Here is a 10,553-nt window from a genome sequence, read left to right as displayed (position 1 = left end):
ATCAGGAAGAAATCGCCGTCAATTGCGCGGAATGTGGGGGCAGCAACGCGCTTTGATGCGCGGGCATGAACCCGACAAGCGTCGCCCCGCCTGCAAGTGGCTGGAACCGGCAAGTCACCACAAGGCCGTTCGCGAGCGTCGCGGTATCTGTCCATTCGGAGCGGTCGCCCCGCTGGCTGACAAAATCGCGCGCGTCGCCCCAGATCGGGTTCGGCGCGCTGCTGGCTTGCCAAAGGCGCGTGGCGTCGGTGATCGTGAGCTGGCCCAGCGCATCCTCGGGGTCGGTGCCCCACAAAGCGTCATAGGCGGCGTTGGTCATGGTGATGACACCGTCATCGGCAAAGACGGCCAGCGCTTCGGGCAGGTGGTCCAGCAGCGCCTGATTCATTGACATCTCGCGGCGGAATTTGCGGGTCAGGCTCATCTCGGCGGTTATATCTTCCATCAGGAAGGCCACCGCGCCTTCGGGATGGGGTCTGCCCGTGACGCGGTAGGTTTGGCCCGTCGGCAAGGTCCATGTTTCGCAATAGGTGCCGTCCTCGGCGGATTTTTCCAGCTCCGTTATTTTCTTGCGCCAGTCGGCGAAATCGCGACGTTCAGGCAGCATCCGTTTCTCACGCAATTGGTTGACGAAATCATACAATGTCGGGCGCGCACTCAGCCATTCCGGTTCCAGATTGGTCAGGTCCATCAACGCAGGGTTGAACATGACCAGCGACCGCGACCGGTCAAAGATCGCCAGACCGATGGGCAAGGCCGCGAACGTCTGGGTCAGGGTCTGCATGAAGCTGCGCAGGGATTCTTCGGCCTTGATGGTCGCGCCCACATCTAGGGCGAAGTTCAGCGTTCCGTTGCCGCTGCCGTAGCGAAGGACTTCATAGGTTCGGCGCTCGCCCGAATTCATCATCAGCGTGGAGCGCTTGGGATGGGCCTGATCGCCCGATTGCGCCACAGCCCCGCCATGAAACAGGCGCGCCGGTGGCCATGACGAATCTTTGCGCGGGATGTCGGCCTCTCCGGCGGCTGTGGTGTAGGCTTTGTTGGCCCAGTCCACTGCCCCGTCCGCCGTTTCGCGCCAAGACAAAAAGGGCGCGGTTTCGGTCGCCGCGCGCAAAACCGCAAGCTCGGCGGCGACGGCGGTGGCTTGGTCGCTGTCCACCAATACCTTGCGCGATAACGGCGCATCAATTCCGGACAGGCGCAGGCGCAAACTTCCGCCATGCGCTTCGACATCCAACAAGGCGGGGCCGTTTTGGGTTGCCTCGCTAAGCGTGAAACTGGCGCTGTGAAGGCTGGTGTCGTCAAGCCGTTGCCGCAGGTCGGGAAAGATTCTGCCAAGCCGGTCAATCAGCTGGTGGTAAACGTCTTCATCCAGATCTTCGAGGCTGAGCGAGCGCCGCGCCCGCGGGCAAGCCCCGACAAGTTCGCGCTTCTCGAAGCGGAATTCCAGCCGCGATTTGTCCGCGCTTTTGGGCGGGGTCGTCAAGCGCAGCAGGGAGTACACGGCCATCGCCCCAAGAAGCGCGCCAAGCGCCATTGTCGCTGCGAATTCGAATAGTAAATCTGCCATCAGTGCCACCTTTGATGCCGACATCGGGTTGGTGGTGACCTGAAACTAGATTCATTAAGGGTTGATTAAATCTCGATAGGTTTGTTTTCGCCCAGCGGTTTGGAGGGGCCATCGCTGGCCTCCACGATGGCCTCCGTCGGCCAGATCACTTCGGCAATCGCCCCGTATCGTGGCCTGCCCGGGTCATTGTGGCGGTCGGAACCGTTGGCAAAATTCACCCTTGCGCCAGAGCGCTCAAGAAGCGTTTTCGCGATGAACAGTCCCAGCCCCATGCCCTCATATTCCGGCCGCGACGCGTCTTTTTCGCGCTTGCCACCGCGTTTGATGAACGGGTCACCAATGCGCCCCAAAAGGTCGTTCGGGTAGCCGGGCCCGTCATCCAGAACCCGCACAATCACCTCGCGGTCGCTCCATTTCACCTCGACCCAGACCTGAGCTGTGGCAAAATCCACGGCGTTCTGAATAAGGTTGCGCACCCCGTGGATGATCTCGGGGCGGCGGTAGATGTTGGGGGTTCTGTCAGCTGCCCCTTGCCTCGGTCCAAACTTGAAATTCAGGGTCTTGCCGCGATTGGTATGTGGCTCCGCCGCGTCTTTGATCACAGAGCTGAGCGGCGCTGTATGCAAATGGCGGTCGTCCTTTCCCGCGCGTCCCATCGAATGCAGAATGTCGCGGCAACGGTCTGCCTGATCGCGGATCAAGGCAGCATCTTCGCGCAGGTCAGGGTCTTCCAACTCGTCTAGAAGTTCGGCGCTGACCAGCTTGATGGTGGCAAGCGGCGTGCCCAACTCATGCGCCGCCGCCGCGATCACCCCGCCAAGGTCGGTCAGTTTTTGTTCGCGGGACAGGGCCATCTGTGTGGCCAAAAGCGCCTTGCTCATGGAGGTCGTCTCTGCGGTGACGCGCGCGGCGTAGATGCCCAGGAACACGATGCCAATGACCATGGCGACCCAAAAACCCGCCACAAACAGTTGCGGCATGCGCAGCACAAAGCCAAGATCGCTGCGCAGCGGCACGTAGTAATAGGCCAGCAACGTGACCAGAACCACGGCCAACCCGCCCAGAAAGAAGGTCGGCCCTGCGCGCAACGTCATGGCCGACACCGTCACGGGGGCCAGCATCAGCAGGGCAAAGGGGTTGTTCAAGCCGCCGGTGAGGTACAGCAGAAAGGCAAGCTGGCTGATGTCGAACAGCAGTGTGATCAACACCTCGCGCTCCGGCATGCGACGGTTTTCGGGGTATACGAAATGCGCCACGAGGTTGGTGATGACCGAAGCGCCAATCGCCAGGAAACACAGGCCCAGCTCGATTTTCAGCTCAAGGAAGAAGCTGGCGACGCCGATGGCAAAAATCTGGCCAAAGACAGCGAGCCATCGCAGAATGATAAGGGTACGGAGGCGGACAACACCCCCGCGCGTCCCCACCGCGGCAAGGCCAAGCGAGGTATCTACCATCGCGAAGAAGTGAGGTGCAGCGTCATAATGGCAGATTGATACATGGCGCTGTATAGCGGATCAACTGAAGCGTTAATATCACTGCGGAGCATGACCATGAACAAGATCTATTCAGCCACTGCAATCGGACTCGTTGTTGCCATGCTCGGTGGGACCGCCGCTTATGTTGTGATTAACCGCGGGGGCGAGGACGAGTTCGCGTCTTGCCGGTCCTCGGCCGTAGCGGGTGGTGATATCGGCGGAGACTTCGAACTGGTGAGCGAAACCGGCGCAACCGTCACCAATGCCGATGTGATCACCTCGCCGACGCTGGTTTATTTCGGCTACACCTTCTGCCCCGACGTCTGCCCGCTGGACAGCGCGCGCAACGCCGAGGCTCTGGATGTATTGGCGGAACGTGGCATCGACGCTGGGGCGTTGTTCATCTCCATCGACCCGGAACGCGACACACCAGAGGTCGTGGCGGAATTCACCGATGTTATGCACCCCAAGATGATCGGGCTGACAGGCTCGCCGGAGCAGGTGAAAGCTGCGTCGCAGGCCTACAAAACCTATTACAAGAAGCAGACCGGCGATCCGGAATACTACCTCGTCGACCATTCGACCTTCACCTATCTGGTGCTGCCCGAAAAAGGGTTTGTCGAGTTCTTCCGCCGTGAAACCACGCCAGAGCAGATCGCCGACACCGTCGCGTGCTACGCCAACGCCAGCAGTTAGCACGCGTCAGGCCGCCGCAGTAGTGTTTGACGCGCCCGCGCTTGCGACCTACATCTTGTAGGTGAAACGCGATCGAGGGATTTTGCCATGGCTGACAACGCGCTAAAAGAGATTGGCGAAGACAATTCCCTGCTGCTTGTCGATGATGACGAGCCGTTTCTGCGCCGCCTCGCGCGTGCCATGGAGAAACGGGGTTTTGCCCCTGAAACCGCTGACACCGTCGCAGGGGGCCGCGCCATCGCAACCGCCCGCCCGCCTGCTTACGCCGTGATCGACCTGCGCCTTGGCGACGGAAACGGCCTCGACGTGGTCGAAGTGCTGCGAGAGAAGCGGCCCGACGCCAAGATCGTGGTGCTCACCGGTTATGGCGCGATTGCCACCGCCGTGGCTGCCGTGAAGATCGGCGCGACGGATTACCTGTCGAAGCCTGCCGACGCCAATGACGTTACCAATGCGCTTCTGGCCAATGGTGACGAGTTGCCGCCACCGCCGGAAAACCCGATGTCCGCCGACCGTGTGCGCTGGGAGCATATCCAGCGGGTGTATGAGCTGTGCGACCGCAACGTTTCCGAGACCGCGCGCCGCCTGAGCATGCACCGCCGTACGCTGCAACGCATCCTCGCGAAACGGTCGCCGAAATGAAACGGGCGCTGGCGGTCACTCTGTTGGTTGCCGCCTGCGCACCTGCCGGGCCGAATGTGCCGCGCTCCGACCCGATCCCCTACACGCTTGATGCGAACGGTGTACAACTCTCCGACCGTGCGCAGCGCATCGATTTTGGCCGCACAGATCACTCGACCATCCCCGCCATGACCAAGCTGGTCGGACGCGGACCCACCGCCACACGCGATTGCGCAGGCAGCGGACAGCAGGTCGAATGGCCCGACGGCACCGCGCTGGTCTTTGCCGCGGGGGAGTTCCGCGGCTGGACCAACGCAGCAGCCAGCGCGGGGCTTAGCTGCTGAGCAGCCCAGCTCCCATTGCCGCCAATGCGACGGCGTGGATCAGCATGATCGCGCGGTCCTTCCAGAGATACCCAACCGCGAACCATCCGATCAGACCGACCAGAAACAGGTAGATGTTCAAAGGTGCCATCCCGAACGCCGTGGTGGCATAGCCCGCGATCTGGACCAGTGAGGCCGCCCATTTCAGGGCGAATGTGGCGGCCTCACGGTCCAGCGCTCTGAGGGTGGTCGTTACCATAGGTCGCGTCCGTAGCGCTCGGAGCGTCGCGACACGCCGTCCCGCCGCGCCGCACGGGGGGAACGGATATAGCGGTCGGCGTGATCTTTCAGATGATCGGGAAAGTCCGCGCGGCGGCGGATGGCGGTGAGCATACTTTCGGCGATGATACTAAACATGGGTTATAGTCCTTCTATGAAGTGATGACCCATCATGCGCCGCTTGCCTTTGTCATGCACGTCAGTATGATTTCATATATGTTAGCTGAACTTTCATATTCCTGATGAACTGGCGCGATATCCCGTCTTTGTCGGCGCTCAAGGCGTTCGAGGCCACCGCGCGGCTGGGCAGTTTCTCGGCGGCAGCGCGGGAGTTGAACGTGACCCATGCCGCAATCGCCCAGCATGTGCGCGGGCTGGAAGCGGAGTTCGGCGCGGAGCTGGCCTTCCGCGAAGGCACAGGTATGGCCCTGACGGAGGCGGGGCGGGCCTTGTCGCTGTCCTTGGGCGAGGGGTTCGGGACCATAGCCAGCGGCGTGCGCGACATCCGGGCGCTGAAGCAGAACCAGCCGCTGAAGGTTTCCCTGACCGCGACCTTCGCCGAAAACTGGCTGATGCCGCGCATTGGCGCGTTCTGGGCAGAGCATCCCGACATAGAGGTCGCCTTGCAGCCGTCCAACGCAGTCGTCGATATGCGCCGCGACGGCTTCGATCTGGCGATCCGCTACGGCCACGGCGAATGGGCAGGGCTAGAGGCGGAGTTGCTGGTCCACGCAAACTACGTCGTGGTGGCCTGCCCTGAACTGGCCGCGAAGACCAACGACACCTCCATGCTGGGCCTGTGTTCCTTGCCATGGGTGTTCGAGGCTGGGCGAATGGAGCAGCGTGTCTGGGCAGAGGAGGTTGGGCTGGATCTGTCCTGCACCACCAGCATCGACCTACCAACCAATTCGCTGGTGCTATCCGCAACGCGCGGGGGTGCGGGGTTGTCCATCCAGACACGCGCCATGGTGGAGGGCGACTTGCAACGCGGCACGCTGGTCTGCCTGCAGGAAGCGCCTGTTTCCACGCTGGGCTACTACCTTGCGACCCGCCCCGTGCCACGGTCAGACGCGCTGAAAACCTTCATCAGATGGCTGAAATCGGCGGCGGCCTGAATCTGGCCGCGACGCTAATCAAATCAAAAACACCCGCTTTTTGATTTGATTGAATTAACCACCCCGAAACAGGTGTAAACGCACTGTCCGTCGTAGCCATGCAGACCTGCAAAAGCTGGTTAACACCCGCTACGGTGCAGCGTAACCCATGGGTTACCTCAGGTGCATGCGTTTGTGGACGCGATCCACGGGTGTTCCGTCGCTCAAAGGCACGGCGCGGGTCACGGAATGGTCCTCGAACCCCATCTTGGAATAGTAGGCCAAGCCGCCCGTATTGTCGGCGCGGATGGTGGCGTCGAGCAGTGTATACCCCGCATCACGACAGCATTTCAGCGTTTGCTTAAACAGCGCCGAGCCGATGCCACGCTGCACGGTTCCGGGCCGAGCGAAAGTTGCGATGATTCCCATTCCGTCTTTGTCCGGACTCATCCATTGAAAGCCAACAACCTCGCCGTCAGCTTCGGCCACGTGCAGAAAAGTCCGGTCGTCTTCGGGTGCGATGAAGCGGTCGAAATGCGAAGGCTCAATCGGATTCTGGTATGCGGTCGTGCCGCCAATCGCGATGACTTCGTTAAGAATCGTAGTCATGGCGTCGCGGTCTTGCGGAGTGACCTTACGGATAATCATAGCGCCGCCGACAATGCGCTGAAGCGGGCCAGAAACTCCGCCTTCACCTCCATAGGCGGGCGAGGGACCAACTTGTCGGGTAGCGGGACGCTGCCACGTGGTGCGCCGAAGAATTTGTTGCTTTCTTCAATCGAGAATCCCGCGATCTGCGTCGCCTCCAGCCATGCGGACAGCTTGTCGGCCTTCTTGATCTGTTTCTTCACCGCCACTGGAATCGCCGCAGGCAGGCCGAAACGCAGATGGATTGCGGCGGTCAGCCGGTCGTCGAGTTCCGCATAGCCCGGCCCGACCGCATTTTTCACCGGCGAGATCATATCCCCGATCACATATTCTGGCGCGTCGTGCAGCAAGGCGGCCAGTTGCCACTTCACCGGCGCGTTAGGGTTGGCGGCGGAATAGAGGCGTTCGACCAGCACGGAATGCTCCGCCACGGAGTAGGCGAACTCCCCCATGGTCTGCCCGTTCCAGCGCGCCACGAAGGCCAAACCGTGAGCGATATCCTCGATCTCGATGTCCATCGGGGTCGGGTCCAGCAGGTCCAGCCTGCGACCGGACAACATGCGTTGCCATGCTCTGGGTTGTTTCATCTGCCTGCCCACCTTTTCGTGATCGTCCGGAACTTCTGCGCGGTTTCCTCGTTCTACCCCCGAAGGAGAAAACGATGAAACCGCTTTTTACAGCCGCTGTACTTGCTCTTAGCACCTTGCCTGCGCTTGCGCAGGATGACGTGGTCTGCATGGCTACTGAAGAAATGGAAGCGTCACTTGTCGACTGGTACGACGAAACCCCCGCTGTGATGGCAGAGGACGGCACGATTGTCTGGGCGTCGGGCATCGGCGGGACATGGACAGTGGTGAGTTACAAGGACAACGGGACAAGCTGCGCGCTGGCCCAAGGCGACAACTGGTCGCCGAATATGGACGCTGACGCTTTGCTGGCAAGCCTGCCATTCGGGCAAGGATAACCGGTTCCCATTGAGATCAGCGCATTTAGCTGTTACGCGGATCGCAAATTCCCAAGAGGACCGCATCAATGGCAAACGACTACATCGTCAAGGACATCAATCTGGCCGCCTTCGGCCGCAAAGAGCTTGATATCGCAGAAACCGAAATGCCGGGGCTGATGGCCCTGCGCGACGAATATGGTGAAAGCAAACCGCTTGCTGGTTCGCGTATCGTCGGCTCTTTGCACATGACTATCCAGACCGCTGTTCTGATCGAAACGCTGGTCGCCCTTGGCGCTGACGTGCGCTGGGCGTCGTGCAACATCTTTTCGACCCAAGACCACGCCGCGGCCGCAATCGCAGCAAGCGGTGTTCCGGTTTTTGCGATCAAAGGCCAGTCGCTGGAAGAGCATTGGGACTACCTCGACAAGTCCTTCATGTTCCCTGACGGCCCGAACCTGATCCTCGACGATGGCGGCGACGCGACGCTGTATATCCTGCTGGGTGCCCGCATCGAAGGTGGCGAGGCCTTTGGCGTAGCGACCTCCGAGGAAGAAGAAGCCATTCAGGCGCAGATCAAGAAACGCATGGAAGCAAGCCCCGGTTGGTTCACCAAAATGCGCGACCAGATCAAGGGTGTCTCCGAGGAAACTACAACAGGTGTTCACCGCCTCTATGACCTCGTGAAGAAGGGGCAACTGCCCTTCCCCGCGATCAACGTGAATGACTCGGTGACCAAGTCGAAGTTCGACAACAAATACGGCTGCAAGGAATCGCTGGTCGACGGCATCCGCCGCGCCACCGACACCATGATGGCCGGTAAGGTTGCTGTGGTCATGGGTTACGGCGACGTGGGCAAAGGCTCTGCCGCTTCGCTGCGCGGTGCCGGTGCGCGGGTGAAGGTGACCGAGGTCGACCCAATCTGCGCGCTGCAAGCTGCCATGGACGGCTTTGAAGTTGTGCTATTGGAGGACGTCGTGTCCTCCGCCGATATCTTCATCACCACCACTGGCAACAAGGACGTGATCCGCATCGAACATATGCGCGAGATGAAGGACATGGCGATCGTTGGCAATATCGGCCACTTCGACAATGAGATCCAAGTCGCGGCGCTGAAGAACCACAAATGGACCAACATCAAAGAACAGGTCGACATGATCGAGATGCCGAATGGCCATCGCCTGATCCTGCTGTCCGAGGGTCGCTTGCTAAACCTTGGCAACGCCACCGGCCACCCGTCCTTCGTGATGTCCGCCTCCTTCACCAACCAGGTGTTGGCGCAGATGGAGCTTTGGACCAATAACGAGGCCTACAAGAACGACGTCTATATCCTGCCCAAGCATCTGGACGAGAAGGTCGCGCGACTGCATCTGGACCGGATCGGCGTGAAGCTGTCGAAGCTGGACGCAGAGCAAGCCGCTTATATCGGTGTGTCGCCTGACGGACCGTTCAAGCCTGAGCATTATCGCTACTAAGGGGGTGGTGCTATCGCCACTTTTCGCATCATGCTGAGTATTCTGGGCGCCATCGCGGTTTTTTCTGCGGTGGCGTTTGGCGTTTACTGGGCGTTTACCGACCCGCGCAGCCCTGTGCCGCGCGAATGGAACCCGCTGCGTGAATTGGTGGTGTCCGATCCTGTGACGCCGGTGACACATTTCAAACTGCGGCGCGTGGTCGATGATCCGAAGCTGTGTCTGACCGTGCTGGCGCAGGCAGGACGTTTCCAAGAAATGACCCCGTTGGTGGCCAGCGCGCGGTGTGGTATCGCCAACCGTGTGGACTTGACCGGAGTGGGTGCCTCAAGGCTGCAAGCCGTCGAGACGGAGTGTGAAACCGCCCTGAGACTGGCGATGTGGGAGCAGCACGGTATCCAGCCCGCCGCACAGGCGCATCTGGGGCAGGGCGTGACGGGGCTTCGCCATATCGGAAGCTATAATTGCCGCCCCATCCGTGGCTCCAACACGCGGATGAGCAAGCACGCCACAGCTGCTGCGATCGACATTGGCGGGGTGGTGCTGGCGGATGGCACGCGGATCGAGCTGCTGGCGGATTGGAACGGCACGCCGCAAGAGCAATCCTTCCTGCGCGACATCCGCGACGCGGGTTGTGAATGGTTCTCGACCGTGCTGGGACCCGACTATAACGCGCTGCACGCAGACCATTTTCATTTGCAAAACAGGGGCTGGGGCACCTGCCGTTAGGCTTGTTGCCGCCTGCGGGGAAAAGTAGCGGATTTTTTCCTTTGGATTGGCTGATTTAGCCAGTATTGTGCGCTCCAAGGCCGTTTGCAGGCCTGAAACGGGGCCTGATGGGCCCGAACATTGGTGGGAGATATTTCTTTGGGAAAACGTGACGAACTGATCGCTGTCTATGCGGACGATCTGAAAAACAAATGTGGCATGACGCCTGATATGGACCTTTTAACAAAGGTCACCATCGGTTGCGGTCCTGCAATCTACAACGCGGACGCATCGACTGTTGCCGGTAGCCAGCCAGAAGAGCTGGAAACTGTCAAAAACAACTTCCTGATCAAGAAGCTGGGCCTGTCCGACAGCCCGCAGCTGATGGAAGCGATCAACTCGGTCATCGAGACCTATGGCAAATCCGAGCGCAACAAGTACCGCGCGGTGGTTTACTACATGCTGACCAAGCATTTCAGCAAAGAGTCCGTGTACGGCTAAGCCCTACCGCTCTTGTGCAATGATAAAACGCCCGCCGGATTTCGCGCGGGCGTTTTGCTTTTCTGGTTTGGAAAAATTGAACGAAATGGGGATCGAATTGTGGGGATTGTTTGTTTGCAATGTTGAGGTGCGACCGCTACCCATAAGACACCGAGCCAGTAAGGCCGGACCCAGTTTCATAGTCACGTGGTGCGAGTAACCAAACACGTGGGGTAGAAGAGGG

At 60.1% G+C, this 10,553-nt stretch carries 14 protein-coding genes; 8 read left to right on the top strand and 6 right to left on the bottom strand.

Going from position 1 to position 10,553, the window contains the following annotated elements:
• Nucleotide 1: 1 nt before the first annotated feature.
• Both BUB72_RS12080 and regB read right to left on the bottom strand, forming a co-directional pair.
• Nucleotides 2-1,570: a PAS domain-containing protein gene (locus BUB72_RS12080; protein ID WP_175549156.1), complete on the bottom strand. Its 1,569-nt coding sequence runs from the start codon at nucleotides 1,568-1,570 to the stop codon at nucleotides 2-4.
• Nucleotides 1,571-1,635: 65 nt separating this feature from the next.
• Nucleotides 1,636-3,024 (bottom strand): sensor histidine kinase RegB, encoded by a 1,389-nt coding sequence (gene regB, locus BUB72_RS12075; protein WP_073144077.1) that lies wholly within the window; start codon nucleotides 3,022-3,024, stop codon nucleotides 1,636-1,638.
• Nucleotides 3,025-3,120: 96 nt separating this feature from the next.
• Here regB and BUB72_RS12070 point away from each other — a divergent pair, with 96 nt between their 5' ends.
• The 3 genes from BUB72_RS12070 (at nucleotide 3,121) to BUB72_RS12060 (ending at nucleotide 4,706) form a co-directional block, all read left to right on the top strand.
• Nucleotides 3,121-3,741, top strand: a complete 621-nt coding sequence (locus BUB72_RS12070) for an SCO family protein (protein ID WP_073144395.1) — start codon at nucleotides 3,121-3,123, stop codon at nucleotides 3,739-3,741.
• Nucleotides 3,742-3,828: 87 nt separating this feature from the next.
• A complete protein-coding gene (locus BUB72_RS12065) occupies nucleotides 3,829-4,383 on the top strand; it encodes an ActR/PrrA/RegA family redox response regulator transcription factor (RefSeq protein ID WP_073144075.1) in 555 nt (184 codons plus the stop codon).
• Nucleotides 4,380-4,706 (top strand): hypothetical protein, encoded by a 327-nt coding sequence (locus BUB72_RS12060; RefSeq protein ID WP_073144072.1) that lies wholly within the window; start codon nucleotides 4,380-4,382, stop codon nucleotides 4,704-4,706. Before BUB72_RS12065 ends, BUB72_RS12060 begins: the two co-directional genes overlap by 4 nt.
• Here the strand turns inward: BUB72_RS12060 and BUB72_RS12055 are convergent.
• Together BUB72_RS12055 and BUB72_RS18845 are read right to left on the bottom strand one after the other, a co-directional pair.
• Entirely contained in the window at nucleotides 4,696-4,944 is a 249-nt protein-coding gene (locus BUB72_RS12055; protein WP_073144070.1) for a DUF6552 family protein, read from the bottom strand. The two genes, BUB72_RS12060 and BUB72_RS12055, sit on opposite strands and share 11 nt — an antisense overlap.
• Nucleotides 4,938-5,102 (bottom strand): hypothetical protein, encoded by a 165-nt coding sequence (locus BUB72_RS18845; protein WP_162848086.1) that lies wholly within the window; start codon nucleotides 5,100-5,102, stop codon nucleotides 4,938-4,940. Before BUB72_RS18845 ends, BUB72_RS12055 begins: the two co-directional genes overlap by 7 nt.
• A 104-nt stretch (nucleotides 5,103-5,206) precedes the next feature.
• On the opposite strand from BUB72_RS18845, the gene BUB72_RS12050 reads away from it, so the two are divergent.
• Nucleotides 5,207-6,079, top strand: a complete 873-nt coding sequence (locus BUB72_RS12050; RefSeq protein WP_073144068.1) for a LysR family transcriptional regulator — start codon at nucleotides 5,207-5,209, stop codon at nucleotides 6,077-6,079.
• A gap of 153 nt (nucleotides 6,080-6,232) precedes the next feature.
• Here BUB72_RS12050 and BUB72_RS12045 read toward each other — a convergent pair whose 3' ends face one another.
• Both BUB72_RS12045 and BUB72_RS12040 read right to left on the bottom strand, forming a co-directional pair.
• Nucleotides 6,233-6,667: a GNAT family N-acetyltransferase gene (locus BUB72_RS12045; protein WP_245814815.1), complete on the bottom strand. Its 435-nt coding sequence runs from the start codon at nucleotides 6,665-6,667 to the stop codon at nucleotides 6,233-6,235.
• Nucleotides 6,668-6,702: 35 nt separating this feature from the next.
• Nucleotides 6,703-7,293 (bottom strand): HD domain-containing protein, encoded by a 591-nt coding sequence (locus BUB72_RS12040; RefSeq protein ID WP_073144064.1) that lies wholly within the window; start codon nucleotides 7,291-7,293, stop codon nucleotides 6,703-6,705.
• 74 nt (nucleotides 7,294-7,367) lie between these two features.
• Between BUB72_RS12040 and BUB72_RS12035 the strand changes: the two genes are divergently transcribed.
• The 4 genes from BUB72_RS12035 (at nucleotide 7,368) to BUB72_RS12020 (ending at nucleotide 10,330) form a co-directional block, all read left to right on the top strand.
• A complete protein-coding gene (locus BUB72_RS12035; protein WP_073144062.1) occupies nucleotides 7,368-7,670 on the top strand; it encodes a hypothetical protein in 303 nt (100 codons plus the stop codon).
• Nucleotides 7,671-7,738: 68 nt separating this feature from the next.
• A complete protein-coding gene (gene ahcY, locus BUB72_RS12030) occupies nucleotides 7,739-9,124 on the top strand; it encodes an adenosylhomocysteinase (RefSeq protein ID WP_073144059.1) in 1,386 nt (461 codons plus the stop codon).
• 30 nt (nucleotides 9,125-9,154) lie between these two features.
• A complete protein-coding gene (locus BUB72_RS12025; protein ID WP_073144057.1) occupies nucleotides 9,155-9,850 on the top strand; it encodes an extensin-like domain-containing protein in 696 nt (231 codons plus the stop codon).
• A gap of 138 nt (nucleotides 9,851-9,988) precedes the next feature.
• The gene (locus BUB72_RS12020; protein WP_073144055.1) at nucleotides 9,989-10,330 is read left to right on the top strand and encodes a DUF2853 family protein; all 342 of its coding nucleotides are present in this window, start codon (nucleotides 9,989-9,991) and stop codon (nucleotides 10,328-10,330) included.
• Nucleotides 10,331-10,553: the final 223 nt, after the last annotated feature.

The sequence above is a fragment of the Litoreibacter ascidiaceicola genome (assembly GCF_900129235.1).
Lineage (GTDB): Bacteria > Pseudomonadota > Alphaproteobacteria > Rhodobacterales > Rhodobacteraceae > Litoreibacter > Litoreibacter ascidiaceicola.
This window is presented reverse-complemented; position numbering and strand designations above follow the sequence as displayed.